This window comes from Thiohalocapsa sp. (genome assembly GCF_022340605.1).
In the GTDB taxonomy this organism is placed as follows: domain Bacteria; phylum Pseudomonadota; class Gammaproteobacteria; order Chromatiales; family Chromatiaceae; genus Thiohalocapsa.
Map to the genome: position 1 here is coordinate 1 of NZ_JAJDNQ010000137.1, position 25,645 is coordinate 25,645.

Here is a 25,645-nt window from a genome sequence, read left to right on the forward strand (position 1 = left end):
CCCCAGAGCCCGCACAGCCCGTGCAGCGGCCAGACGCCGAGCACGTCGTCGATGCGCCACTTGTTCTGGGTCAGCGTGAAGGTGTAGACGAACAGCGCGCCGGCCACGGCACCGGTGACCAGCGCCCCCAGCGGGTGCATCAGGTCGGAGCCCGCGCATACCGCCACCAGCCCCGCCAGTGGACCGTTGTGCAGAAAGCCCGGGTCCTTGTTGCCGGCCAGCAGCGCGGCGAGGATGCCGCCCACCATGGCCATCAGCGAGTTCACCGCCACCAGCCCGCTCACGGCGTCGATCTTCTGCGCGGACATCACGTTGAAACCGAACCAACCGACGGTGAGGATCCAGGCGCCCAGCGACAGGAACGGAATCGACGACGGCGGATGCGCCGTCATGGTGCCGTCCTTGCGGTAGCGCCCGGTGCGCGCCCCCAGCAGCAGCACGGCCGCCAGCGCGATCCAGCCGCCCATCGCGTGCACGACAATGGAGCCCGCGAAATCGTGGAACTTCTCACCGAACAGCGACGACAGCAGGGCCTGCACGCCGAAGTTGTCGTTCCAGGCGATGCCCTCGAAGAAGGGGTACACGAGGCCCACCAACAGCGCGGAGGCCAGGAGCTGCGGGTAGAACTTGGCGCGTTCGGCGATGCCGCCGGAGATGATGGCCGGGATGGCGGCCGCGAAGGTGAGCAGGAAAAAGAACTTCACCAGCTCGTAGCCGTTCTCGATCTGCAGCGTCGGCGCACCGCTGAAGAAGTTGACGCCGTAGGCGATGTAGAAGCCGATGAAGAAGTAGGCGACGGTGGAGACGGCGAAGTCGCTCAGGATCTTCGACAGTGCGTTGACCTGGTTCTTCGCCTGGACCGTGCCGACCTCGAGAAAGGCGAAGCCCGCGTGCATCGCGAGCACCATGATGGCGCCCATCAGGATGAAGAGCACGTTGGTGCCCGCCAAGAGTTGCTCCATTGTTGTGTCCTCTTTGTGCCAAACCGGTGCAGCATTAGCAAGAGCCACGCCAGCATGGCGCAAAGCCGGCACAATGTGCCGCGGCACACTGCCCGATCCTCGCTTCGCTTGATCCTCGGCACGGCCCTGAGCTGTCTGGTACGGGCTCGCACGCCGCTTGTCTCAGTGGAACGACCGTCGTGTCAGCCCCGCGTCGCCCCATCAGGGTGCATCGTCGCACCACAACGGAGCGCACCGCAGTGACCGCTCGCCGTCCTTCCGGTGGACGTGGTGGGCCGATTGCGTTAGCGTCCGGCGCTCCACCACGACACCACTGAGGATTCAGCCATGCTGCAAAAGCTCGCGACTCTCGCCTTCGCCACCGTGCTGTGCGCCGCTGCCGGACTGGCCAGCGCGCAGGATATGGGCACCCCGGACGAGGCCAAGGCCATGTCTGAGAAGGCGCAGGCCGCCGTCAACGAGATGGGCAAGGACAAGGCATTCGCGGAATTCGCGGACGAGAACGGCCCATTCCGCGACAAGGACCTCTACGTGTTCTGCATGGACATGGACGGCGTCATGCTCTTCCACCCGCTGAAGCCGGAGCTCGAAGGCAAGAACCTGAAGGACTTCGATAAGTACGGCGACAAGCTGTTCCAGAACATGATCGACACCGTCAAGGACAAGGGTGCGGGCTGGGTGGACTACAAGTGGCCCTACCCCGGCAGCGATGAGGTGCGCGAGAAGGCCACCTACGTCATGGGCAACAACGAAGGCTTCTTCTGCGGCGTCGGCGCGTACAAGTAGCCACCGTCGGGCCTCCCTGGCGTCGGCCCGACCTACGGCATGCCTCGTAGGTCGGGCTGAGCGAAAGCGAAGCCCGACAGATCGCTAGTCCGGGCGTCCCTGCCCGGCTGCGGTGCTCAGTCGGCCGCGGGCGTCAGCTTGTCCATCACCTGATCCAGGCTGAAGCTCGCCGCCTTCTGTCGCGGCGGAAACTCCTTAAAGGTCTCCATGAACTTCGCGACGTATTGCTGGGCTGGCACCAGCAGGTAGGCCCGGTCCAGCACCCAGTCGAAGTAGGTATTGGATGTGATCTCGGCGCGCTCGTACGGGTCGCGGCGCAGGTTCTCGATCAGCGGCACGCGCAGCGGCACGAAGGGCTCCATCCATACGCGGAACGTGCCGGGGCTCTTCTGCTCCATGAAGATCAGCTTCCAATCGTCGTAGCGCAGCGCGGTGAGGTCGCCGTCGTCGGAGAAGTAGAAAATCTCGTGGCGCGGGCTCTGATCGGTCTCGCCGGTGAGCAGTGGCAGGATGTCGTAGCCGTCCAGGTGCACCTTGTAGTCGCGGCCCATGGCGGGCACGGAGATGCCCTGCAGCAGGCGTTCTTTGATGAACGGATCGCCGGCGGCCGCGAGGAAGGTCGGGAACCAATCCATGTGATGGACGATGGCGTTGCTCCAGACCCCCGCCGGAATGTGGCCGGGCCAGCGCACCATGGCCGGCACGCGCCAGCCGCCCTCCCAGTTAGTGTTCTTCTCACCGCGAAACGGCGTCGCGGCAGCATCGGGCCAGGTGTTGTAGTGGGGGCCGTTGTCGGTGGAGTAGAAGACGATGGTGTTGTCGGCAATACCAAGCCGATCCAGGGCATCCAGGATCTTTCCGACATGCATGTCGTGCTCGACCATGCCGTCGGCGTACTCGTCCTGCCCGGAGATGCCACGCAGCCCCGGCTTCACATGGGTGCGGAAGTGCATGCGGGTGCCGTTCCACCAGACGAACCAGGGCTTGCCGGCCTTGCTCTCTTCCTCGATGAAGCGGATGGCCGCGTCGGAGGTCTCGTCGTCGATGACCTCCATGCGCTTTTTGGTGAGCGGGCCCGTGTCCTCGATCTTCTGCGTACCATCGGGCAGCGCCCAGGAGTGGATCACGCCGCGGGGCCCGTACTGCTGCAGGAAGGTCTTGCCGTTGGCGAGCACCCTGTCGGCGGGATAGTCCTCGTTCTCCGGCTCTTCTTCCGCATTCAGGTGATAGAGATTGCCGTAGAACTCGTCGAAGCCGTGGTTTGTGGGCAGGTACTCGTCGCGGTCACCCAAGTGGTTCTTGCCGAACTGCCCGGTGGCGTAGCCCAGCGCCTTGAGCATGCCGGCGATGGTTGGGTCCTCCTCGCGCATGCCGAGCTCGGCGCCAGGCAGGCCCACCTTGGACAGCCCGGTGCGGAACACGCTCTGGCCGGTGATGAAGGATGCGCGACCAGCGGTGCAGGACTGCTCGCCGTAGTAGTCCGTGAAGGTCATGCCCTGGTTGGCGATGCGATCGATATTGGGCGTCTCGTAGCCCACCAGGCCATGGGTATAGGTGCTGATGTTGGACTGGCCGACATCGTCGCCCCAAAGGACCAGGATGTTAGGCTTGTTGGCGCCAGCCGGTTCGGGAGCAGCCGCGGCTGCGCGTTCGGCCGTTGCGGCCGGGGCCTCGGCGGCGGCGGGTTGGGCAGCAGGTTGCGACGTCGCTGCCGCCGCTTCAGCGGCGTTGGGCTCGGATGCAGCTGAACTCGGTGTTTGCGCCAGCGCCGGCAGGGCCAGCAGCGCTAGCGCACCGGCCAGGGCCGGCAAGGTGAGTCTCAGTGGCACGGCAGATCCTCCGATCGGTTATTTGCAGTTCTGGTTTCGGACAATGGCCGCGGATTCGCGGTGCAGGGCGATATTGCGGCAGATGCAATAGTTGATAAGCTGGCTATCCGCTTTTCGCACAGAGGGACGGCGGCATGGCGAACGCGACACCGCAGGGGACGGACGGGCCGGTCATCGAGCGCGTTGTTCTGTCGTTTTTCGACGCCGAGCAGCTCGCGGCGGCCATCCGCGAAGCGCAGATCGAGCATCGACAATTGGAGAGCGGTGCCTTCAGCGGCGAACTGAGGGGCGTGATTGGCGGATCAATCGTGCTGAACAGCGGCCGCTACAGCCGCACACTGCGCGCGCGCGGCTGCCTTCCGGCGGACGCGGTGGTGATCGGCGCGATTCTCGAAGCCGAGCGCGACGGCTGCATCAACGGCTTTCGGTGCGGCGCACGGGACCTTATCTGCTACCCGCCCGGCGCCGAGCTGGACTACCTGTTGCCGGCTCGGACCCATTGGGCCGCGCTGCAAGTGCCGCGGGCGCTGCTCGGCGAGCTCGGCCTGCCACCAAGCCTGTTCGCGCGGCCCAGGGTCTTCAGCGCCTCGCTGCCCGGCTGCGCCCGCATCGTGAGCCGAATTGCACGGCTCGCGGGTGCGGGAGCCCGCGTCTCGTTGCGCGATTGGGAGGCCGAGGTCGCGACACTCGCCGACGAATTGGCGCCGCTGGCCCTGCAGCGCGGCGGGCTGCACGCCCGCCCCAACTATGCCGAGCGCATGCGCCAGCTACGCTCATTCGAGCAACAGGTGAACGAGCGCATCGGCGAGAGCCTGCGCATCCCTGCCCTGTGCGACGCCATCGGCGTCGCACAGCGCACGCTGGAGCAGACCTTCCGGGACCAGCTCGGCGTCTCGCCGAAGCGCTATCTCACCATCCTGCGCCTGCATGCCGCCCGCGACGCCCTGCTGCGCGGCGCGGCCACGCACATCGGCACCTTGGCCGCGGGCTGCGGCATCCCCCACGCCGGGCGCTTCGCCAGCGACTACCGCGAGCTGTTCGGCGAGGTGCCCTCGGCGACGGGGCGCGGCTGACACTTCTGCTTGAGGTCTCATACTGCCCCACGGCCAGTCGCCTGGCGCCGCCCCCATCCCGACGCGGACCGGGTTCAGCACTCTAGAGCAGTACGGGTTGGTGTGCGATCTGACCCCGATCATACGCGACCAAGATAGGCGGCGCGCTGCGGCAGACTCTACTCGGCGCCGGCGTCGCTGCGATACCCATCGAGCAGGGCGAGGATGGCCAGCTTGATGCTGGATCAAGGCGGGGACGCCGCTTCCACGGCAGGCGCGGGGGCGACCGAGCAGGCACGCGGTGGCTGCGGTGCGTTGTTGGGGTTGGGTGGGGACGATGCCGTCTGGGCGGCGGGACGCCGCCGGCTGTCCCAGTTGCCGGCGGGACGCCGGCTGTCCCAGTTGCCGGCGGGACGCCGGCGCTCCCAGTTGCCGGCGGGACGCCGGCGCTCCCAGTTGCCGGCGGGACGCCGGCGCTCCCAGTTGCCGGCGAGACGCCGGCGCTCCCAGTTGCCGGCGAGACGCCGGCGCTCCCAGCCGGCGGCGGCGCTCCCAGCCGGCGGCGGCGCCGGCTGGGACACGCGGGCGCCCTACTCGGCGGGCTTCGCCTCTTCTTCGGTGACAGCCTTCATACTGAGGCGGATGCGGCCTTGCTTGTCCACTTCGAGCACCTTGACGCGGACGACGTCGCCTTCCTTCAGCTTGTCGGAGACCTTCTGCACGCGCTCCTCGCAGATCTGGCTGATGTGCACGAGGCCGTCGCGGCCGGGCAGGATGGTGACGAAGGCGCCGAAGTCCATCAGGCGTACGACCTTGCCCTCGTAGATCTTGCCGACTTCCACGTCCGCGGTGATGAGGCGGATGCGCTTCTTGGCCTCCTCGCCGGCGCTGCGCTGCACGGAGAAGATCTTGACCACGCCGTCGTCATTGATGTCGACGGTGGCGCCGGTCTCCTCGGTGATGGCGCGGATGGTGGAACCGCCCTTACCGATGACGTCGCGGATCTTCTCGGGATGGATCTTGAACTCGATGATGCGCGGCGCGTAGTCGGACATCTCGGCGCGGTGCTGGGAGATGACCTTGTTCATCTCACCGAGGATGTGCAGCCGGCCGGCCTTCGCCTGCTCCAGCGCGATCTCCATGATCTCCTTGGTGATGCCCTCGATCTTGATGTCCATCTGCAGGGCGTTGATGCCATCGGCGGGGCCGGCGACCTTGAAGTCCATGTCGCCGAGGTGGTCCTCGTCGCCCATGATGTCCGTCAGCACGGCGAACGCGTCGCCCTCCTTGATCAGGCCCATGGCGACACCGGCCACCGGCGCCTTCACCGGCACGCCGGCATCCATCAGGGACAGACTCGTGCCGCAGACGCTGGCCATGGAGCTGGAGCCGTTGGACTCGGTGATCTCGGACACCACGCGGACGGAATACGGGAACTCGTCCGGGGCCGGCATGGCGGCGAGGATGCCGCGCTTGGCGAGGCGGCCATGGCCGATCTCGCGGCGCTTGGGGCTGCCGACGCGGCCGAGCTCGCCGACGCAGAAGGGCGGGAAGTTGTAGTGGAGCATGAAGGGCTCGCGGCGCTCGCCCTCCAGCGCGTCGATGATCTGGCTGTCGCGCTCGGTGCCGAGCGTAGTGACCACCAGGGCCTGGGTCTCGCCGCGGGTGAAGAGCGCGGAGCCATGCGTGCGCGGCAGCACGCCGGTGCGGATGTGGATGGGCCGGACGGTCTTGGTGTCGCGGCCGTCGATGCGCGGCTTGCCCTCGATGATGCCGCCACGGACGATCCTTTTCTCCAGCTTCTCGACGGCGCCGTAGACCTTGGGCTGCGGCCACTGGCCCTCGCCGTCGCCGGCGAGCTTGTCGTAGATCTCCATGCGGATCGCGTCCAGCGCGGCGTAGCGGTCCATCTTCTCCTTGATGGTGTAGGCCTCGGCGAGGCGCTCGGTGTAGGGGCTCACGGCATCTTCCAGCGAGGGGTCCGCTTGCGGCGGCTCGAAGGGCAGTGGCGGCTTGTTCACCTCGGCGGCCAGCTCGCGGATGGCCTGGATGGCCACCTGCATCTGCTCGTGGCCGAACAGTACGGCGCCGAGCATGACCTCCTCGGACAGGCCACGCGCCTCGGACTCCACCATGAGCACGGCGCCCTCGGTGCCGGCCACCACGAGGTCGAGGTCGCTATCGGGGCCGAGACCGGTCACTGCCGGGTTCAGGATGTACTCGCCGTTCTTGTAGCCGACGCGGGCGGCGGCGATGGGGCCGTTGAAGGGCGCACCGGAGATGGCCAGCGCCGCCGAGACGCCGAGCATGGCTGGCACCTCGGGGTTCACCGCCGGGTTCAGGGACTTGACCGTCGCGATGACCTGCACCTCGCGGCCGAAGCCGTCGGCGAACAGCGGCCGGATGGGCCGATCGATGAGGCGGGAGGTGAGGATCTCGGCCTCGCTCGGGCGCCCCTCACGACGAAAAAAGCCGCCTGGGATGCGGCCGGCGGCATAGGTCTTCTCTTGATAGTCGACGGTGAGCGGCAGAAAGTCCTTCATCTCCGTTGCGCGCTTGTCCACCACCACGGTACAGAGCACCACCGTATCGTCAACGTTGATCAAGACGGCGCCGTCCGCCTGGCGGGCGATCTCGCCGGTCTCGAGTGTGACCGTCTGGTCGCCATACTGGAAGGTCTTGCGGATAGGGGTCACAGGATTGGGTCCTCTGTGTGGTCCTCAGGATGTCTGGCCGGGGCGCCGGGGACGCGGCACGCCCGGAGCGGTCGGCGGCGCCGGCACCTGCCTCCGCTCAGCCCGGCGCCGGCTTGGGGCCAGGGCGGGGGCGGGTTGGGGGCAGGTCGGCACCGGCTTGCGACCGCGGGTCAGCGGCGCAGGCCGAGCTTCTGAATCAGCGCACGATACCGGTCGAGGTCCTTGCGCTTGAGATAGTCGAGCAGCTTGCGCCGGGAGTTGACCATGCGCACAAGGCCGCGCCGGGAGTGGTGATCTTTCTTGTGCTGTGTGAAGTGCTCGGTGAGGTCCTTGATGCGCGCGGTGAGCAGCGCGACCTGCACCTCGGTGCTGCCGGTATCGTTGGCGCCGCGGCCGTGCTCCTCCACGATGCGTCGCTTGTCGTCTGCGGTAATCGTCATTGCTAGAGCTCCTGTTGGACTGCGCCGGTTGCGGCGCTCGGTTGAGCGGCAGCGCCGCGCGCCAGCCCCGGCAATGACTCCAGGGGGCGCCCGCGGCGGTGCCGGGATGGCGCGGCGACGGCAAGGTCGCCGGGCGCGTTGTCGAACCGCTATGGTAGCGGGCTTGGGTGCGCAGTTGAACCGAATGTAACAGTCCGGCCGCGGTTCACCCGCCCCAGGTCAAATCTTTCGCGAATCCTATTCAAATCAGGCGTTTCGGCTGCACACGACCGTCATCGAGGATGACGCCGATGCCCAGGAACTCGTCACCGGCCGCGTACAGCCGGACCATCCCCTCGGTGGGCGCCTGCGGCACCAGCACCGGCTGCCCCTGGCGCAGGTAAAAGGCTGCATCTGCCGAAAGCCGCAGCGCCGGGCAATGGCCGAGCACGCTGTCCAGCGGCAGCAACATCGCGTCCAGCGCCTCGAAGCCTTCTTGCTCCGCGGCGGCCTCGACCTCCGCCATGCTGATGAAGCGCGTTTCGCCCTCCACGTAGGGGCCGACACCGGTGCGCCTGAGCGCCGAGACATGGGCGCCGCAGCCCAACGCTTCGCCGATCTCCTCCGCCAGCGTGCGCACATAGGTGCCCTTGGAGCAGTGCACATCGAGCTCCAGCGTCGGCGGCGTGAAGCTCAGCAATGCAAGCTCGAAGATGTGCACCGTCCGCGGCGTGCGCTCGACCTCTTTGCCCTCGCGCGCGAGCTTGTACAGCCGCTCGCCCTGGTGCTTGACGGCAGAATACATGGGTGGCAGCTGCTCGATACTGCCGGTGAAGCGCGGCAGCAGGGCCTGCACGGCGGCCGCGTCCACGCCGTCGATGGGCCGCGTCTCGAGCACCTTGCCATCGGCATCGGCGCTGTCGGTGGTGATGCCCAGCGTCACCGTGACCCGGTAGCGCTTGTCCGCGTCCAGCAGGAAGGCGGAGAACTTGGTGGTGTGCCCAAGACACAGCGGCAGCAGCCCCGTCGCGAGTGGGTCCAGGCTACCGGTGTGACCTGCTTTGGCGGCCTGGAACAGGCGCTTGACCCGTTGCAGGGCGTGGTTGGAAGACACCCCGCCCGGCTTGTCCAGCAGCAGGATGCCGTCCACGGGCCGGCCTTTGTTGCGTCTTCTCGCCATGATGGGCGTCTGCTTAGGCGCGAGCCCGCGGGCTCGACTGCGTTGGAAGATGGATGAACGGCGACGGGCGTCGGTCAGGAGCGCCCGTCGTCCTGCGCCGGCTCGGTCCCGGCGCTGGGCTCGGCACTGGATTCGGGGTCAGGCTCAGGATCAGGCTCGGAGTCAGGGCGCGTCGCGGCACCGAGCGTGCCGCTCCCATAGGGGGCGACGCTGTCGATGAGCGCGGCGAGGCGCTCGCCGTCGCGGACCGAGGTGTCGTGCACGAAATGCAGCTGTGGCACCGTGCGCAGCCGCATCCGCCGCGCCAGCTCGTGGCGCAGGAACCCTGCCAGAGCGCCGTTCAGGAGCTTTGCCTGCTCATCGCCGCACTCGTCGAGCGGAAAGCAGGTGAAGTACACCTTGGCATGCGCCAGGTCCCGCGAGACCCGCACCTCTTGCAACGTCACCGGGCCGATGCGCGGGTCCTTGACCTCGCCGCGCAGCAGGAGCGTCAGCTCGCGCAGGAGCTCGGCACCGACGCGCTCCGCGCGGCTACCCTCGCTCATGGCTGCGCTGCCTCGCGGGCCATCGCGTGCTTCGGGTCGCCGCTCACAGCACCCGTGCCCGCTCGGTGCGCTCGAATACCTCGATCTGGTCGCCGGGCTGAACGTCGTTGTAGTTCTTCACGCCGATGCCGCACTCGGTGCCGGCCTTGACCTCGCTCACGTCGTCCTTGAAGCGGCGCAACGACTCCAGCGCGCCCTCGTAGATGACCACGTTGTCGCGCAGCACGCGGATCGGGTTGTTCCGCTTGATGACGCCGTCCACCACCATGCAGCCGGCGATGGCGCCGAACTTGGAGGAACGGAACACGTCGCGCACTTGGGCGAGGCCGATGATCTCCTCCGTGACGATGGGGCTCAGCATGCCGGAGATGGCCTGCTTCACGTCGTCGATCAGCTCGTAGATGATCGAGTAGTAGCGCAGATCGAGCCCGTGCGCCTCCACCACCCGGCGGGCGGCCGCGTCGGCACGCACGTTGAAGCCGAGCAGGATGGCGTTGGAGGTCACGGCCAGGTTGGCGTCGGACTCGGTGAGGCCGCCGACGCCGGAGGCCACCACGGCCACCTTCACCTCGTCGTTGGAGAGCTTCAGCAGCGCCTCGCGCAGCGCCTCGACGCTGCCCTGCACGTCCGCCTTGAGGATGATGTTGACGGACTTCGCCTCGCCCTCCTTGAACTGCGAGAAGAGCTGTTCGAGGTTGGCCGCGCCCTGCTGGTCGATGCGCGACTGGCGGTCGCGCTCGGCACGCAGCTCGGCCACCTCGCGCGCCTTGCGCTCATCGGTCACCGCGATAACGTCGTCGCCGGCATTCGGCGCCGCCGACAGGCCGAGCACCTGCACGGGGATGGAGGGTCCGGCCTCCTGCACCGCGTTGCCGTTCTCGTCGAACATGGCACGCACGCGCCCGTACTCGGCTCCGCTGACGATGGTGTCGCCCTGGTGCAGGGTGCCGGACTGCACCAGCACCGTGGCCACCGGGCCGCGCCCCTTCTCGACGCTGGACTCGACGATGGTGCCGTGCGCCGGACTGTCCTTGGGCGCCTTCAACTCCAGCACCTCCGCCTGGAGCAGTACGGCATCGAGCAGATCGTCGATGCCGTCGCCGGTCTTGGCCGAGACCTTGACCGTCATGGTGTCGCCACCCCACTCCTCTGCCATGACCTCGTGCTGGGCGAGCTCTTGCAGTACGCGGTCCGGGTTGGCGTCCGGCTTGTCCATCTTGTTGATGGCGACCACGACGGGCACCCCGGACGCCTTGGCGTGCTGGATGGCCTCGATGGTCTGCGGCATGACGCCGTCGTCGGCGGCCACCACCAGGATAACGATGTCCGTCACCTTGGCACCGCGGGCGCGCATGGCCGAGAAGGCGGCGTGCCCCGGGGTGTCCAGGAAGGAGATGATGCCCTTCTCCGTCTTCACGTGGTAGGCGCCGATGTGCTGGGTGATGCCACCCGCCTCGCCCGCGGTGACCCGGGTACTGCGGATGTAGTCCAGCAGCGAGGTCTTGCCGTGGTCGACGTGGCCCATGATGGTGACCACGGGCGGACGCGGCAGGCTTTCGGCCTGCTCGGTCTCCTCGCCGAGCAGTTCCAGCAGGCTGTCCTCGGCGGACTTGTCCTGTGCCTCGACGGCCTTGTGGCCCATATCTTCCACCAGCAGCATGGCCGTATCGCGGTCCAGCATCTGGTTGATGGTGACCATCATGCCTTGCTTGAACAGCACCTTGACCAGGTCTGCGGCCTTCACGGACATGCGCTGGGCGAGGTCCGCCACGGAGATGGCCTCCGGCACCTCCACCTCGCGCACCACGGGCGCCGTCGGTTTCTGGAACTGGTGCTTGTCCGCCAATTGCGGCTTGCCCGGCTTCTTGCGCCGGCGCACGGTCGGACGCGCGATAACGCCCAACGCGGCCGCGGCATCGTCGTCGTCGACGCCGCCGGCGCGCCTGGTGCGGCCGGCGTCTTTTTTCCCGACCTTCTTGCCGGCCGCCTTTTCACGCTCAGCACGCTCACCGCGCTCGGCACGCTCGCCGCGTTCCTCGTGCTTCTTGCCGTGCTCGTCGTGCTTCTTGGCATGCTTGCGCGCACGCTCCTGTGCCTCGTCTGCGACTGCGGGCACGTCCTCTTCGGACTCGGTCTCCGCGTCCGTCTCCACCTCGGCGGACTCGGCCGCGGTGGCCTGCTCGGCCTCGCGGCGGGCGCGCTCCTCCTGCTCGCGGCGCCGGCGCTCCTCTTCCTCGGCGCGGCGGCGGGCCTCTTCTTCGGCGCGCAGGCGTTCCTGCTCCTCCTGATCGGCGAGTCGCCGCGCATCTTCCTCGGCACGCCGTGCCTCCAGCTCCGCGCGTCGGCGCTGGTCATCCACCGGGCCGCGCTTGGGCGCAACCGCCTCCGGCCGTGGCGCGGGCCGCGCCGGGCGCTCGGGCGGCGCGGCGGGGCGCGCGCTGGGGGTCGCCCCGGCCTTGGCATCATCCCGGCGCAGCTGGGTGCGCTTGCGCCGCACCTCCACCGACACGGTCTTCTGACCGCGCTGCGATCCCGCACCACGCGAGCTCAGGGTCGGGCGCGACGGCCGTGACGGCGCACCGCCAGTGCGGCGCGGGTCCGGGCGGGACTCGGCCCGCGGCTCCGCCGGCTCACGCCGCGGTGCGGCCGGCGCGGCCTGCTTGGCCTCGTCGCCTTCCTTCTTGCCGTGGCTGCGGCGCAGGTAGCCGAGGAGCTGGAGCTTTTCCTGCTCGGTGATGGTGGCCTCGGCGGCGCTGGCGGGGATGCCCGCCTCGTTGAGCTGGGCCAACAGCCGCTCGACCGGGATACCGACCGTCGTTGCCAGTTGCTTGACCGTTACATCGCTGCTCATAGACACCTCCGCCTGCTAGGCCTGTTCCGACTCGGCGAACCAGGGCTCGCGCGCGGTCATGATGAGTTGGGCCGCCCGCTGCTCGTCCATGCCTTCGATCTCCATCAGTTCATCGACGGACTGCTCGGCGAGCTCCTCCATCGACGCAATCCCGCGTCGGGCGAGCGCATAGGCCAGCTCGTCGTCCATGCCCGCCATGCTGAGCAGATCGGTGGCCGGCTGACCCTCGTCGCTGTCGGTGCCGATCACGGCACGGCTGAGCAGCACGTCCTTAGCCCGCTGGCGCAGGATGTCGATGACCTCGTCGTCGAACTCGGCGATGGTCTTCAGCTCCACCGCCGGCACGTAGGCGACCTCCTCGATGCTCGTGAAGCCCTCCTCCACAAGGACGAAGGCGACGTTCTCGTCCACCTGGAGCTGGTCCATGAACAGCGACGCAATCCGCCGGGCCTCTTCCTCGCCCTTGGCGGCGGCGTCCTCCTCGCTCATGACGTTGAGCTCCCAGCCGGTGAGCTGGCTCGCCAGGCGAACGTTCTGGCCGCCGCGGCCGATGGCCTGCGACAGGTTGTCCTCCTTCACGGCGACGTCCATGCTGCGGGCGTCCTCGTCGATGACGATGGAGACGACGTCGGCCGGGGACATGGCGTTGATGACGAACTGCGCCGGGTTCTCATCCCACTGGATGATGTCCACGCGCTCGCCGTTGAGCTCGTTGGACACCGCCTGCACGCGCGAGCCGCGCATGCCGACGCAGGCGCCGACGGGGTCGATGCGCGGGTCCTTGGTACGCACGGCGATCTTCGCGCGCAGACCCGGGTCGCGGGCGGCGGCGACGATCTCGATGGTGCCCTCGCCCACCTCCGGCACCTCCAGCTTGAATAGCTCGATGAGCAGCTGCGGCGCGGTGCGGCTGACGAACAGCTGCGGCCCCTTCAGCTCCGAGCGGACCTCGTAGAGCAGGCCGCGCAGGCGGTCGTTGGGGCGCACGTTCTCGCGCGGGATGACTTGGTCGCGCGGGACCAGCGCCTCGGCGTTGCCGCCGAGGTCGAGCACGATGGTGCCGCGCTCGGCCTTCTTGACAATACCGGTGATCAGCTCGCCCTCGCGGTGCTGGAACATCTCCACCACCTTGGCCCGCTCGGCCTCGCGCACCTTCTGCACGATGACCTGCTTGGCGGTCTGGGCGGCGATGCGCCCGAAGAGTACGGATTCGATCTGCTCCTCGACATAGCCGCCGAGGTCAAGGCTCGGGTCCAGTTCCTTGGCGGCAGACAGGGTGATCTGGCGCTCGGGCGCCTCCAGCGGCTCGCCGTCGTTGTCCTCGACGACTTCCCAGCGCCGGAACGTCTCGTACTCGCCCGTTTCGCGGTCGATGGCGACGCGGGCTTCGATATCACCGCCGTGCTTCTTGCGGGTGGCCGAGGCGAGCGCGGCCTCCATGGCCTCGAAGATGATCTCCTTCGGTACGTCTTTCTCGTTGGAGACCGCCTCCACCACCAGCAGAATCTCTTTGCTCATAGTGTCAACCAAGTTCTCAGAATTCGGGCACCAGCCGTGCGGACTCGATGCGGTCGAACGGCAGCGCCACCTGGCCGCCGTCCACATCCAGCAGCACCGTGTCGGCGTCGACGCCGGCGATGCGTCCGTCGAAGCGCCGCCGCCCGTCGAGCTTGTCCAGCAGCCGCACACGCGCCCGCGCCCCGGCGAAGCGGCTGAAATGCGCCAGTTCGAACAGCGGCCGGTCCAGGCCCGGCGACGAAACCTCCAGGTCGTACTGCCCGGCGATCGGGTCAGCCACGTCCAAGGCGCCGCTCAACTGGTGACTCACCGCCTCGCAATCGTCGAGTCCGATGCCGTCCGCGTGGTCGATATAAACGCGCAGGATGGCGCCACCGGAGCTGCTCGAATCGTGTTCGACGCCGACGCACTCGTAGCCCATCGGCTCCACGATGGAACGGACCATGCTCGCGATCTTCGGTTCGACACGCTTCATGTAATGGCTCAGGTGCAGACCCTTCTCTGTCTTAGCAACAACTGCAAGGCGTCAACTGCTTGACGGGGCTTGCCGGCGAGCCGGGCCCCGGGTGCACGAACACGTTCTGCCAGCGGCAAATTCGGCCGGCGACAAAATGGGCCAGAAACAAAAAATGGGCCAGCGGCCCAATTGTTAGCGCCCAACCCGCCGCGCGGGTGGCGACCTCGGGAACCCGCCGCGCCCCTCGGCGGCGCATCACCACGCGGGGCCGCCCGCGGACGGCGCCGCGGGGCACCGACCGCCCGACCCGAGCCCCGTATCCGGGTGCTCGCGCCCATCTCGTCGACGGGGGACAAGGCTGCGCCGGCTGGAGCCAGACGGAACTGGACGGAACCGGGTGGAACCCGTCCGAGCTCGTCCTAAGCTCGATCCGAACCGGCGCCCCTCTAGGCTCGTCCAAAACCGGGCGCGTCCAGACGAATCCGAATCGGGCGCATCCGAGTCGGGTGGCGGCGTCGCGGCCTGCACGGCACCAGCGGTGTGACGGCCGGCCGTCACTGGCAATGCCCAAGCCGAGGGAGCTTACTCCTTGTACGGCATTGATACAAGGGAGACGCCGATGATTGACCATCCGCTGTTGGGGATCAGGGCCGAGATCGCCACGGCGCTCTTGCATGGCACGAATTTGCGCGGTTTCCGCGCTTCCCCGGGCTGGACAGGGTACTGCCTTTGCCGTGTAATCCTCGCCCATGGGTGGGAACAGGTCGCAAACCGGATTGCACAACGCCGACCCGGGCTCGGTGCCCAGCCTATCCGCAGCGGCGCAAGAACAGGTCGTCCACCGGATCGTCGGGCAGGTCACCCAGCGCACCGCGGAGCTCACCGCCCTCGGCGCCGGGCTGATCGGCCGCGCCGCGCCGCTGCCTCGTGTCGCGTTCGATCTGCGCGGGCAGGCGGCCGGCCAATTCCGCGTCGGCGCGGGTGGCGAGCCACTGATCCGTTACAACCGGACACTGCTCGCCCGGTACCCGAGCGAGTTCCTGGCGCAGACCGTGCCCCACGAGGTGGCCCATTACCTGGCGCATCTGCGCTTCGGCCGGACTGTCCGCCCGCACGGCGCCGAATGGCAGGAGATCATGCGCGGTCTCGGCGCCGACCCGAAGCGCTGTCACGACTTCGATGTGACAGGGCTGACAACGCGCCGGATACGCCGCCACCTGTATCATTGCCGCTGCGGCGAGCACGCACTCACCAGCATCCGCCATCACCGCATCCTGCGCGGGGCCAGCTACGTCTGCCGCAGCTGCGGCCAGCCGTTGCGCCCGGGCGGCGCGAAGGGTACCGACGCCGAAACCTGACGCCCCGCCCCCACCTTCCCGCTCATGCCCGGCAGCGAGTCATATCCAGCCGGCGATACGCGGAGCCAACCCAGGAAACAACACCATGCTCAACAGCATCCGCACGTTCTTCAACACGCACCTGTCGCGTCCGGGCGGCAGATCGCCCGAGGATGCCGAGCAGGTGGCACGCCGCGCCGCGGCCGCGCTGCTGCTGGAGATGACCCATATGGACGACGAGCCGCAGGCCATCGAGCGGGAGACGGTGATGGCGCTGGTGCGCGAATGCTTTGGGCTCACCTACTCCCAGGCGGAGGCCCTGCTCGGCTGCGCCGACGCGGAACGCAATGCGTCCACGGACTATTTCCAATTTACGTCGCTGATCAACGAGCATTACAGCCCGGACGAGAAGGCACGCCTGGTTGCCGCGCTTTGGCGGGTGGCGTTTGCCGACGAACGGCTCGGACGCTACGAAGAATACCTTGTCCGCAAGGTCTCGGATTTGTTGCACGTGCCGCACAATGTCTTCATCCAGGCAAAGCTCCAGGCCGAGCGGGCGCCTGAGCCTGAGCCTGAGCCTGAAAAGGAATAAAGCACAAGCGATGCAGCCGCCGGCACGGTGCCGGCATTCTCACTCAACCGCGACAATGGAGAACCACGATGAGCCCTGACAACGTCAATCCGCTGCCGGACGTATCCGTCGTCTTCGGCGAGCTCGAGAAGAACTGGGGCTGGTTACTGCTGTTCGGAATCGTGTCCATCGTGCTCGGCACGCTCGGTCTTGGCATGACCTTCGTGCTCACCCAGGTATCGGTGGTGTTCTTCGGGGCACTGTTGGTGGTGGGCGGCGTACTGCAACTGCTCCACTCCATGAAGTGCCGGGGCTGGAAGAGCGTCGCCTGGCACGTGCTGATCGCCTTACTCTATGTCGCCGCTGGCCTGGTCATGGTGCTGCAGCCGGTGGTGGCATCGCTGTCGCTGACCCTGATCATCGCCTATATCCTCATCGCCGTGGGCATAATGCGGCTGATCATGGCCTTCCAGATGCGGCAGGCGGGGGGCTGGTGGTGGCCTCTGATCGGCGGCCTCATCTCGGGCGCCCTGGGCGTCATGATTCTCATGGAGTGGCCGCAGTCGGGGCTCTGGATCATCGGGCTCTTCATCGCCATCGAGCTGATCTTCAACGGCTGGACCTACATGTTCGTGGCCCTCGCGGCGCGCTCCGCCGCCAAGCGCCGCAAGGCACAAGGCAGCGTCACCGCGTGACGCCAGGCTGTCGCCGGGGCCGCCATCCGGTGCACACCGCACCGCGGTGACGGCCCCCTGCGCTGCGCCCTATCATCCGTTGCTCAACGTCAATCCCGCCCCAATCCGGCCCGGTTCAGCCATGCCACGTTTGCCCGCCGAATGGGAGCAGCAGGCCGCGGTGCTGCTCACCTGGCCTCACCCCGGCACGGACTGGGCGGCGCAACTGCCCGCAGTCGAGGCAGTCTACCGGCGCATTGCGGCACACATCGCCGCGCGGCAGGGCTTACTCGTGGTCTGCCGCGATCCGAGCCATCGCGACCGTGTGCGCGCCCAACTCGCGTCGGCGGGTGTCGCGCCCGGAGCGGCCGCCCTCGCCATCGCCCCGAGCGACGACACCTGGGCACGGGATCATGGCCCCATCACCGTGCTGGACGACGCGGGCGCAGCGCGGGTGGTGGACTTCCGCTTCAACGGCTGGGGCGGCAAGTACCCCTCGGCGCAGGACGACCTGATCACCGCACGGCTGCATGCCGACGGCTGGCTCGGTGGCGCCCGACTGGTGCCGAGCCCACTCGTGCTGGAAGGCGGCGCCATCGACACGGACGGCGACGGGGGCCTGCTCGTGGTGCGTCGCACCCTGCTGGACCCCCACCGCAACCCCGGCTGGGACCAGCAAGGCATCGAGCAGGAACTCGCCCGGCAACTGGGCATCCGGCGTTGCCTATGGCTGGACCAGGGGCAGCTCGAGGGGGACGACACCGACGGGCACATCGACACCCTGGCACGTTTCTGTGGCCCTGACACCATCTGCCACATCACGGCACATCCGGCGGCGTCTGACGCGGAGCGACGGTCGCTTGCGGCAATGCTGGACGAGCTGCGGGCGCTGCGGCGTGCGGACGGCATGCCCTACCGGCTGATCGCGTTGCCGGCGCCGCGACCAATCAGCGGCGCGGACGGCGCGGCACAGCCGGCGAGCTATGCCAATTTCCTGATCATCAACGGCGCGGTGCTGATGCCGACGTACGACGACAGCGCCGACACCATCGCCGCCGAGCGGCTGGCTGCCGCCTTTCCGGGGCGCAGCATCCTGCCCGTGAATTGCCGAGAGCTGATCCGCCAGGGCGGCAGCCTGCACTGCATCACCATGCAGTTGCCGGCGGCCATCCGAACAGACTGACAGATCGGCGTTTCCCGAGGTTCCGTCAGCGGATGGTGGTGCTCGCAGCGCTGCTCATCGATTCGTCCGACCAGGCAGCGAGCTGTTCCACCGCGGCGGCGGGGGGCGAGCCGTCAGGGCGCGCGTCCGCCATTACCACCGCAGGTGCAGCCTGCGGCTGCATCATGGAGAGGTCGTCCGCGGCGATCTGATCGGCAGCCGCAAGCAGCAGGCTCAAGCCCCCGGCAACGATTGTAGGAAACATGGGCTGGCTCCGTAGGGATTTACCACAGGGAACATCGGGGGTTCCGTAGCCCATATATTAGCCGATACTTATGAACTAGACATGACCGAACCGCAGCAATGTGCAACGGCGCACGGCAAATCTGTAACCAAATGTTGCATCCCCAAGGTCACGACCTGACGCGCACGACATGACGCCTCCAGTCGACGCAACCAAGCCTGTGAATTCTGCGTCCGGCACAGGCTCCGCGCCGGGTGCCGCCAAGCCGCGACCACGTACCAGCTCGCGCAGCGTCGCCGCGTTGCGCTTCGATGTGTGCTGGCAAAGCGATGCCGCACATCACACGGATAGCCTGTTCTTGCCGCAAGTGGACCTGTGGCGCAACGATCTTCCAAGGCCCGTGCAGCAAGCGGTCATGAACAAGTCCGCCGGCTATGGCGCCACCATCAGCTTCGCGCCCGGGCAGTTGGTGGCGGACCGCCTGCCGGGGCGGTTGCTGAAGCTGCGTGCCGATCAGTTCAACCGTCGCTTCCTCGGCCGTGGCCCGCTGGAGCCCCGCCGCGGCCGCTTCTACCCCAAGGCGATCTTGACGACTGCATACGAGGTCCGCGGTGCCGATCGCACCCCGATCCGCGTCGTCGCGGCCGACAAGAACGGCTTCACCGCGGATCTGAGCCATGCGCTGGCGGGCAAGGACTTGGAGATCACGGTAACCGTAGACGCGATCGCGGACAGCGACCGGCGGCGGGACGGGCCAAACATGCAGATCCGCTCGCGCCTTATCGACCTTGGCCCCGGGATGCAGGGACGCTGGCAGGGCCAGCCCACCGACTTCTTCGCCGATGATCCCTTCACGCGGCTGGACGACGACGACCCCGGCTTTTATGAGCGCGCACGTCTCGTAGACCATCTGGACACCACCGCGATCGCGGAAATATCGGCCCTGTACGGACGACTCATTCGGCCGCGCAGTCGTATTCTTGACCTGATGTCCAGTTGGCACTCGCACCTGCCGCAAGCATCGCGGCCGGACGCCGTGGTGGGTCTTGGCATGAACGCGGAGGAACTGGCGCGCAATCCGATTCTGACCGAGCGGGTGGTGCATGACATGAACGCCGACCCCCGGCTCCCGTTCGACGACGCCTCGTTCGATGCGGTGATCTGCACCGTGTCCGTGGAATATCTCACGCAGCCCTTTGCGGTATTCCGCGAGATGGCACGCGTGCTAGCGCCGGCGGGCATCGCCGTGATGACCTTCTCGAACCGCTGGTTCCCCACCAAGGTCATTCGCATCTGGGATCAGGTGCACGAGTTCGAGCGGCCGGGGCTGGTGCTGGAGTACTTCCGCGAGAGCGGCAGATTTCGCGACTTCAACACCTGGAGCTTGCGCGGGCTGCCGCGCCCGGCCGAGGACAAGTACGCCCACAGGCTCGACCAGTCCGACCCCGTGCATGCCGTCTGGGCGCGCCGGGACGGCGAGCCGCGGGTGCGGCTATGAGCCGAAAGCATTGCTCGAGCGCGGCCGCTGGCACCGAAGTTGGAAATACGTCGCACGCGAAGACGCGAAGCAGACACCGTGACTGCAACAGACGCCGAGCCGCCCTCCCCCGGGCGACATGGCGGCACGCAACCGGCGCCACGCCGGCGCCCTCGGCTGGAGACGGTGCTGCCAAGTCCCGCTCGTGCGTGATCTGAGCGCGGCGGGGACGTCGCTCCCACGGGCGCGGTCTGCCACGACGAACCCCTTTGCGTTCTTCCATTCGCGGCTACGCGTCTTCGCGTGCCCCCTCTTCCCAGTCCTCAGGGCAGAATCTCGATGGGCGTGCCGTCGGTGGTGAAGCGCCAGATCTCGTCAACGGCGAGGTTGGAGACGGCGATACAGCCCTGGGTCCAGTCCTCGTCGCGCACCGCGTCGCGCAGGCCCGCAAAGCGTGCCGGCATCGGCTCGCCGTGGATCATGATGGCGCCACCCGGGTCCACCCCACTGCGCCAGGCACGGGTTCGGTCATCGAAGTTCGGATAGGAGATGTGCAGCGCCTTGTAGAACTTGCTGCGTGGCGTGCGCCAATCGATGGTGTAGAGGCCCTCGGGGGTGCGGTTGTCGCCTCGGCGCTGCTTGTGCCCCACGGGGTTTATGCCGAGGCTGATGCGGTAGGTGCGGAACGGCTTGCCATCGCGCATCAGGTAGAGCCGATGCTGGCTTTTCTTCACCACGATCTTGTCGGCGAAATAGGCACGGCGGCCGGGCTTCGAGACCTCGGTTGCGCGGTTGGCGGCGCAGCCCGGCAACACCGACATGGCCGCGACGGAGGAGCTCAGGCACAGGATGACGCCGACACCGGCCACGGATCGCAACAGCGGGGAGAACATCTCGGAAAGCACATGAGTAGTATTCTGGCGACCCGCGATATGGTACCAAGTGTATGCGCTGCTGACATCGCTGCCGTGTGCGCCGCCGCACCCGCCGGCGCCGGCCGCGGTGCCGCAGCGACGGTCCCCGGGACGCGCAGCTCTGCGGCAGCAGGGGCCGCGGAACCTTTGGGCGCGAAAAGCTCCCTACAGTTGACGTGCGTCTTTGTTCGCGGCCGCTTCACAGCGGTAGCGTAGCGTCCAAAACACCACCAACAACCAACCACTGGAGGCAACCCTATGGCACGCGTGCTGATTCTCGGCGCGGGCATCTCCGGCCACACCGCCGCCCGCTATCTCGGCAAATGGGTCGGCAAGAAGCATCAAGTGATCGTCGTTTCACCCAACGCGAAGTGGAACTGGGTCCCGTCGAACATCTGGGTCGGCGTCGGTGAGATGACCGAACCGCAGGTGACCTTCGACCTCGAGCCGGTCTACCGCAAGATCAATGTCCAGTTCCACCAGGCAAAGGCGGTGTCCATCCACCCGGAGGGTGGCACGCCGGAGGGCGGCACCAAGACCGATCAGCCCTATGTGATGGTGGAGTACACGGACCCGGCCCGCACCGGCGAGACCGCGGCCATCACCTACGACTACCTCATCAACGCCACCGGGCCGAAGCTCAACTTCGGCGCCACGCCGGGTCTCGGCCCCGAGGAAGGCTACACCCAGTCGGTCTGCACGCCGCAGCACGCGCTGCAAGCCAACGAGCAGCTCCAGGCCATGATCGCCGCCATGAAGAAGGGCGAGCGCAAGACCTTCGTCATCGGCACTGGGCACGGCATGTGCACCTGCCAGGGCGCGGCCTTCGAGTACATCTACAACGTCGACCATACCCTGCGTGAAGCCGGCGTGCGCGACAAGGCCAAACTCGTCTGGATCAGCAACGAGTACGAGCTCGGCGACTTCGGCATGGGCGGCGTGCATATCAAGCGCGGCGGCTACATCACCAACGGCAAGGTCTTCGCCGAGTCGCTGATGGTGGAGCGCGGCATCGAATGGAACGTGCGCGCCGGGGTCAAGAAGGTGGAGCCGGGCAAGCTGACCTATGAACTGCTCGACGGCACCGAGCACGAGCAAGAGTTCGACTTCGCCATGCTGATCCCGCCCTTCGCGGGTGTGCCGATGAAGGCCTACGACGCCGAGGGCAACGACATCACCAGCGACGTCTTCGCCCCCAACGGCTTCATGAAGGTGGACGCCGACTACACGCCGCGCCCCTACGAGGAATGGAGCAAGGAAGACTGGCCGCGGACCTATCAGTCGCCCAAGTACCAGAACGTGTTCGCCATCGGCATCGCATTCGCGCCGCCGCACCCCATCAGCAAGCCCATGAAGAGCGTCAACGGGACGCCCATCAGCCCGACGCCGCCGCGCACCGGCATGCCGTCGGCGGCCATCGGCAAGTCCGTCGCCGAAAATATCCGCGACCTGCTGAGGGGCGCCAAGCAGCTGACCCACACCGCCTCCATGGCCGAGATGGGCGCCGCCTGCGTGGCCTCCACCGGCTCGGATATCCTCAAGGGTACCGCAGCCACCATGACCGTGTACCCGGTGGTGCCGGACTACGAGACCTTTCCGGAGTATGGCCGCGACATGGGGCTGACCTTCGGTGAGATCGGGCTCGCCGGCCACTGGATGAAATACATCCTGCACCACGTATTCATCTATCAGGCCAAGTTGCGGCCCGGCTGGTCGATACTGCCGGATTGAGCGGCGCCCACAGAGACCGTGAAAGTATGGCTCGCAACTCCGAAAACGAGCGGATCGTAGGTCGGGTTAGCCATAGCGTAGCCCGACAATCAACGGCTTACTTGCGCCCTGACTGGCGCCCTGACTGGCGCCCAGCGTCGGGTTAAGCTGCGCTAACGCGACCTACACCGGATACTTTCACAGTCTCACAGGCGTCCTCACAGGCGTTAGGTTATGAGTCACATCCCAACGAAGCGCTCACGGCAGACACGAGGTAATCCCACATGACCGCAGCCACCGTGCCCAACAAGCCGAAGAACAGAGAACCCTACCAACAGGCCTACTACCCACCGGTGCCCACCGGCTATATCCGGTGGGTGCGCACCAGCCTGGTGTGGCAGTTCTACCGGTTCTGGGTGATCAACTTCAAGATCCTGCGACTCCTGCTGAAGTCGCACCACTAATCCCGGACGACGGGATCACGTTCATGGCGGAGGCCAAGGAGGGCCCGACTTTTTCCCGAGGCCGAGGTGGGCGCGCATGAGCGCGTCCGCCTAGGCGTCAACCGTCTCGATCAGCCTCCACGGCTAGCAGCCCCACGTTCCGCTCGATAGCATCGCGCAGAGATTGCTTGGTCATTGGCTTGGGTACGAAATCGTCCATGCCCGCGGTCAGACAGGCATCGCGGTCATGCGCCATGGCGTTTGCCGTGAGGGCAATCACCGGTACCCGCGAGCGACCCTGCTTGAGCTCCAGCGCCCGCAAGCGGCGGGTGGCGTCGAAGCCATCCATCACCGGCATCTGGACGTCCATGAAAACGATATCGATGGCTGGGTCGTGGGCGAGTCGCTCCAGCGCCTCGGCACCGTTCACCGCGGTGATCACGGTCACGCCGAGCTTCTCGAGCATGGCGCCGGCGACCGCTTGGTTGATGGGATTGTCTTCCACCAGCAGCGCGCGCAGCAACCGTCGCTCCTGATCCGACCGAGTGCCCCCGGGCGCCGGCAGCGGCGGCTCCGCTGCGTCATCGGCGCGCGGCGCCGGCGCGGCCTCCGCCGCCACCGCGAACGGAATCTCGACGTGGAACTCCGAGCCCTTCCCCGGCGCGCTGCTGACATCGATGTGTCCACCCATCAGCTCGGCCAACCGCCGGCATATGGCAAGCCCAAGGCCCGTGCCGCCGAAGCGCCGGGTGGTTCCGGCGTCCGCCTGCATGAACGGCGTGAACAGCCGACGTTGCACGGCCGCCTCCATGCCGATGCCGCTGTCGCGCACGCGCACGCCGAGCAGGCAGGCAGCACCACTTCCCCGTTGTGCGGATACCCGCACCTGCACTCCACCCCGTTCGGTGAACTTGATGGCATTACCGATGAGGTTGTTCAGGATTTGCAGCAGCCTCCCCGCGTCGCCAACCAGAAAATCCGGCAGCATGTCCTCGAACATCAGCTCCAGCGACAGCGCCTTCTGAGCCGCCCGCTCGCGGAACAGCGCGACCGCGTCTTCGGTGATACGGCTGGGGTCGAAGGGCGCCGATTCCAGTTCCATCCGCCCCGCCTCGACCTTGGATAGATCCAAGATATCGTCGATGATGGCCAGCAACGATCGCGCGGACTGGCTCGCCATGTCGACCCAGGCCCGCTGCCGGTCGTCGAGCGGGCTCTCTTCGAGCAGTTGCAGCATACCGAGCACGCCGTTCATCGGCGTTCGTATCTCGTGGCTGGTCGTGGCAAGGAAGGCACTCTTGGCGCGGTTGGCGGCCTCTGCCTGCTCGCGCGCACGGCGTTGCTCCACTTCGGAGCGGCGCAGCGCCTCCTCGGTACGCTTCCGCTCGGTGAGATCGTGGATACTGGCAAAAAGCAGCAGCCGTTCGTCGAGGCTGAAGCGCACCAGGGTGACCTCCGCCGGCAGGCGCCGCCCCCTGCGATCCAGAAAGATCCACTCGAAGCGCACGAAGCCCTCGTTGAAGGCCGTGCCGACGAGCTCGCGGGCAGCATTGTCCGATGCGCGTCCGTCCGGCTGCTCCGGCGGCGACAGACTGAACAGATCCGCGGTATCCGACTGCTCCGGCTCGATCCCGAACCAGCGCTTGCAAACCGGGTTAGAGTCCACCACGCGGCCGCGCCCGTCCAAGAGCAAGTAACCGTCGCTGGAATACTGGAAGATGGCGCGGAACTTTTCGGCGATAGACTTCTGATCGCTGACATCGATATGGGTGCCCACCATCCGGTATGGGCGCCCGTCGCTGTCGCGCAGGGCACGTCCGCGGGCGAGAATCCAGACGTACTGGCCATCCTTGCGTCTGAGCCGATGGATGTTCTCGTACTCCGGCGTCCGCCCCTCCAGGTAGGTGCGCAGGCGCCGATCGGAGCGTGCCACATCGTCCGGGTGCAGGCGGGACCGCCACGCGCGGAAATCATCCTCGAGTTCGTCCGGTGCGTAGCCGATCTGCGCCTTCCAGCGCTCGGAGAAGAACACTTGGTCGGTTTTCAGATCCCAGTCCCAGAGGCCGACGTTGCTGCCGTCCAGGGCCAGGTTGAGGCGCTCCTGGTTGAGTCGCAGCTGCTCCATTTGCGACCCGATGACGGACTGGTCGACGCGATTCTGCAGCAGGGCGCCGACCTGCTGCGCAAACACCGTGAAGGACTCGGTCCGGTCCCGCTCGACGCCGGTGTAGAAATCGGCGCCGGCCGACGTGACGCCGCCGACGATCCATGCGAAGCGCCTCCCGCCAACGCCGCAGCAAGGGCTCGCGATGAGCTGCTGCAGCCCGAGCGCCGCCAGCATCGGCGTCTGCCCGACCTCCCAGCGCACGGCCGCGTTCCGGCCCTGCTGCTCGGCGTTGTCGAAGTCGACGCCCGCCAGCAACTCGGCGAGCGCCGTCGCGGAGAGTTGCTCCGGCGCGATCTCGGCGGCGGCCGCGGGCTCCGGTTCCAGCGCACCCGCGTCGGTCACCGGCCAGACGAACGCGAACTCCAGCTCGAACAGGTCGACGATGGTCTCCGCCGTGGCCTCGGCGAAGGCACGCTCCTCGCGGAGTCCCAGCGCATGGGTGTTGTAGTGGTGGATGCCACCGAAGCGCGCCAGCTCGCGATCCAACCGATCGCGGGTGTCGATGAGCTGCTGGTGTACCACCGAAAGCCGCGCCACGTGCCGCTGCAACTCCGCGTTGGCGGCCCGAAGACGCGCGATCTCCGCGTCCCGGTCCAGCTTGCCGGCAGCGGTGGACAGGGTGGGTTCCTCCACGCGCAAGTCCCCGCCCGG

At 67.3% G+C, this 25,645-nt stretch carries 22 protein-coding genes; 9 read left to right on the plus strand and 13 right to left on the minus strand.

The genetic code is table 11. The annotated features are described in order from the left end of the window. A partial coding sequence (locus LJE69_RS16720; RefSeq protein ID WP_296927163.1) for an ammonium transporter occupies nt 1-962 on the minus strand: 962 nt, incomplete at its 3' end. Nucleotides 963-1,289: 327 nt separating this feature from the next. On the opposite strand from LJE69_RS16720, the gene LJE69_RS16725 reads away from it, so the two are divergent. Continuing rightward, the gene (locus tag LJE69_RS16725; protein ID WP_296927164.1) at nt 1,290-1,748 is read left to right on the plus strand and encodes a cache domain-containing protein; all 459 of its coding nucleotides are present in this window, start codon (nt 1,290-1,292) and stop codon (nt 1,746-1,748) included. 116 nt (nt 1,749-1,864) lie between these two features. Here the strand turns inward: LJE69_RS16725 and LJE69_RS16730 are convergent, their stop codons facing one another. Next, nucleotides 1,865-3,577 carry an arylsulfatase gene (locus LJE69_RS16730; protein ID WP_296927165.1) on the minus strand — a complete coding sequence of 571 codons (1,713 nt, stop codon included), beginning with the start codon at nt 3,575-3,577 and terminating at the stop codon, nt 1,865-1,867. A gap of 134 nt (nt 3,578-3,711) precedes the next feature. On the opposite strand from LJE69_RS16730, the gene LJE69_RS16735 reads away from it, so the two are divergent. Next, nucleotides 3,712-4,650, plus strand: a complete 939-nt coding sequence (locus LJE69_RS16735; protein WP_296927166.1) for a helix-turn-helix transcriptional regulator — start codon at nt 3,712-3,714, stop codon at nt 4,648-4,650. A gap of 224 nt (nt 4,651-4,874) precedes the next feature. On the opposite strand, the gene LJE69_RS16740 is transcribed toward LJE69_RS16735, so the two are convergent. The 8 genes from LJE69_RS16740 to rimP form a co-directional block, all read right to left on the minus strand. Further along, nucleotides 4,875-5,210 carry a hypothetical protein gene (locus LJE69_RS16740; RefSeq protein ID WP_296927167.1) on the minus strand — a complete coding sequence of 112 codons (336 nt, stop codon included), beginning with the start codon at nt 5,208-5,210 and terminating at the stop codon, nt 4,875-4,877. Nucleotides 5,211-5,219: 9 nt separating this feature from the next. Further along, entirely contained in the window at nt 5,220-7,325 is a 2,106-nt protein-coding gene (gene pnp / locus LJE69_RS16745) for a polyribonucleotide nucleotidyltransferase (RefSeq protein WP_296927168.1), read from the minus strand. Between the two features lie 170 nt (nt 7,326-7,495). After that, on the minus strand, nt 7,496-7,765 hold the full coding sequence (gene rpsO, locus LJE69_RS16750; RefSeq protein ID WP_296927169.1) for a 30S ribosomal protein S15: 270 nt from the start codon (nt 7,763-7,765) through the stop codon (nt 7,496-7,498). A gap of 241 nt (nt 7,766-8,006) precedes the next feature. Beyond that, the gene (gene truB / locus LJE69_RS16755; RefSeq protein ID WP_296927170.1) at nt 8,007-8,924 is read right to left on the minus strand and encodes a tRNA pseudouridine(55) synthase TruB; all 918 of its coding nucleotides are present in this window, start codon (nt 8,922-8,924) and stop codon (nt 8,007-8,009) included. Between the two features lie 74 nt (nt 8,925-8,998). After that, on the minus strand, nt 8,999-9,469 hold the full coding sequence (gene rbfA, locus LJE69_RS16760; RefSeq protein WP_296927171.1) for a 30S ribosome-binding factor RbfA: 471 nt from the start codon (nt 9,467-9,469) through the stop codon (nt 8,999-9,001). A 43-nt stretch (nt 9,470-9,512) separates the two neighbouring features. Further along, a complete protein-coding gene (gene infB / locus LJE69_RS16765; RefSeq protein ID WP_296927172.1) occupies nt 9,513-12,320 on the minus strand; it encodes a translation initiation factor IF-2 in 2,808 nt (935 codons plus the stop codon). A 15-nt stretch (nt 12,321-12,335) separates the two neighbouring features. After that, entirely contained in the window at nt 12,336-13,838 is a 1,503-nt protein-coding gene (nusA, locus tag LJE69_RS16770; protein ID WP_296927173.1) for a transcription termination factor NusA, read from the minus strand. Between the two features lie 16 nt (nt 13,839-13,854). After that, entirely contained in the window at nt 13,855-14,313 is a 459-nt protein-coding gene (rimP, locus tag LJE69_RS16775; RefSeq protein ID WP_296927174.1) for a ribosome maturation factor RimP, read from the minus strand. A 758-nt stretch (nt 14,314-15,071) separates the two neighbouring features. Here rimP and LJE69_RS16780 point away from each other — a divergent pair. The 4 genes from LJE69_RS16780 to LJE69_RS16795 all read left to right on the plus strand — a co-directional run bounded on the left by LJE69_RS16780 (nt 15,072) and on the right by LJE69_RS16795 (nt 18,060). Further along, nucleotides 15,072-15,653, plus strand: a complete 582-nt coding sequence (locus tag LJE69_RS16780) for a SprT-like domain-containing protein (RefSeq protein ID WP_296927175.1) — start codon at nt 15,072-15,074, stop codon at nt 15,651-15,653. 85 nt (nt 15,654-15,738) lie between these two features. Then, nucleotides 15,739-16,224 carry a TerB family tellurite resistance protein gene (locus tag LJE69_RS16785; RefSeq protein ID WP_296927176.1) on the plus strand — a complete coding sequence of 162 codons (486 nt, stop codon included), beginning with the start codon at nt 15,739-15,741 and terminating at the stop codon, nt 16,222-16,224. Between the two features lie 68 nt (nt 16,225-16,292). Continuing rightward, on the plus strand, nt 16,293-16,898 hold the full coding sequence (locus LJE69_RS16790; protein ID WP_296927177.1) for an HdeD family acid-resistance protein: 606 nt from the start codon (nt 16,293-16,295) through the stop codon (nt 16,896-16,898). 121 nt (nt 16,899-17,019) lie between these two features. Next, the gene (locus tag LJE69_RS16795) at nt 17,020-18,060 is read left to right on the plus strand and encodes an agmatine/peptidylarginine deiminase (RefSeq protein WP_296927178.1); all 1,041 of its coding nucleotides are present in this window, start codon (nt 17,020-17,022) and stop codon (nt 18,058-18,060) included. Nucleotides 18,061-18,085: 25 nt separating this feature from the next. On the opposite strand, the gene LJE69_RS16800 is transcribed toward LJE69_RS16795, so the two are convergent. Continuing rightward, a complete protein-coding gene (locus LJE69_RS16800) occupies nt 18,086-18,304 on the minus strand; it encodes a hypothetical protein (protein ID WP_296927179.1) in 219 nt (72 codons plus the stop codon). A gap of 394 nt (nt 18,305-18,698) precedes the next feature. Between LJE69_RS16800 and LJE69_RS16805 the strand changes: the two genes are divergently transcribed. Then, complete coding sequence (locus LJE69_RS16805; protein ID WP_296927180.1) at nt 18,699-19,781, plus strand: methyltransferase domain-containing protein; 1,083 nt, start codon at nt 18,699-18,701, stop codon at nt 19,779-19,781. 302 nt (nt 19,782-20,083) lie between these two features. Here LJE69_RS16805 and LJE69_RS16810 read toward each other — a convergent pair whose 3' ends face one another. Continuing rightward, nucleotides 20,084-20,653 (minus strand): L,D-transpeptidase family protein, encoded by a 570-nt coding sequence (locus LJE69_RS16810; RefSeq protein WP_296927181.1) that lies wholly within the window; start codon nt 20,651-20,653, stop codon nt 20,084-20,086. A gap of 279 nt (nt 20,654-20,932) precedes the next feature. Between LJE69_RS16810 and LJE69_RS16815 the strand changes: the two genes are divergently transcribed. Further along, nucleotides 20,933-22,405 carry an FAD-dependent oxidoreductase gene (locus tag LJE69_RS16815; protein WP_296927182.1) on the plus strand — a complete coding sequence of 491 codons (1,473 nt, stop codon included), beginning with the start codon at nt 20,933-20,935 and terminating at the stop codon, nt 22,403-22,405. 263 nt (nt 22,406-22,668) lie between these two features. Next, complete coding sequence (locus tag LJE69_RS16820; RefSeq protein WP_296927183.1) at nt 22,669-22,848, plus strand: hypothetical protein; 180 nt, start codon at nt 22,669-22,671, stop codon at nt 22,846-22,848. A gap of 97 nt (nt 22,849-22,945) precedes the next feature. Here LJE69_RS16820 and LJE69_RS16825 read toward each other — a convergent pair whose 3' ends face one another. Next, nucleotides 22,946-25,627 (minus strand): hybrid sensor histidine kinase/response regulator, encoded by a 2,682-nt coding sequence (locus LJE69_RS16825; RefSeq protein WP_296927184.1) that lies wholly within the window; start codon nt 25,625-25,627, stop codon nt 22,946-22,948. Nucleotides 25,628-25,645: the final 18 nt, after the last annotated feature.

Coding starts and splice junctions, on each gene's coding strand:
- LJE69_RS16725 (WP_296927164.1), top strand. CDS start 1,290: ATGCTGCAAAAGCTCGCGACTCTCGCCTTCGCCACCGTGCTGTGCGCC.
- LJE69_RS16735 (WP_296927166.1), top strand. CDS start 3,712: ATGGCGAACGCGACACCGCAGGGGACGGACGGGCCGGTCATCGAGCGC.
- rpsO (WP_296927169.1), bottom strand. CDS start 7,765: ATGACGATTACCGCAGACGACAAGCGACGCATCGTGGAGGAGCACGGC.
- truB (WP_296927170.1), bottom strand. CDS start 8,924: ATGGCGAGAAGACGCAACAAAGGCCGGCCCGTGGACGGCATCCTGCTG.
- rbfA (WP_296927171.1), bottom strand. CDS start 9,469: ATGAGCGAGGGTAGCCGCGCGGAGCGCGTCGGTGCCGAGCTCCTGCGC.
- infB (WP_296927172.1), bottom strand. CDS start 12,320: ATGAGCAGCGATGTAACGGTCAAGCAACTGGCAACGACGGTCGGTATC.
- nusA (WP_296927173.1), bottom strand. CDS start 13,838: ATGAGCAAAGAGATTCTGCTGGTGGTGGAGGCGGTCTCCAACGAGAAA.
- rimP (WP_296927174.1), bottom strand. CDS start 14,313: ATGAAGCGTGTCGAACCGAAGATCGCGAGCATGGTCCGTTCCATCGTG.
- LJE69_RS16785 (WP_296927176.1), top strand. CDS start 15,739: ATGCTCAACAGCATCCGCACGTTCTTCAACACGCACCTGTCGCGTCCG.
- LJE69_RS16790 (WP_296927177.1), top strand. CDS start 16,293: ATGAGCCCTGACAACGTCAATCCGCTGCCGGACGTATCCGTCGTCTTC.
- LJE69_RS16795 (WP_296927178.1), top strand. CDS start 17,020: ATGCCACGTTTGCCCGCCGAATGGGAGCAGCAGGCCGCGGTGCTGCTC.
- LJE69_RS16800 (WP_296927179.1), bottom strand. CDS start 18,304: ATGTTTCCTACAATCGTTGCCGGGGGCTTGAGCCTGCTGCTTGCGGCT.
- LJE69_RS16805 (WP_296927180.1), top strand. CDS start 18,699: ATGAACAAGTCCGCCGGCTATGGCGCCACCATCAGCTTCGCGCCCGGG.
- LJE69_RS16810 (WP_296927181.1), bottom strand. CDS start 20,653: ATGTTCTCCCCGCTGTTGCGATCCGTGGCCGGTGTCGGCGTCATCCTG.
- LJE69_RS16815 (WP_296927182.1), top strand. CDS start 20,933: ATGGCACGCGTGCTGATTCTCGGCGCGGGCATCTCCGGCCACACCGCC.
- LJE69_RS16820 (WP_296927183.1), top strand. CDS start 22,669: ATGACCGCAGCCACCGTGCCCAACAAGCCGAAGAACAGAGAACCCTAC.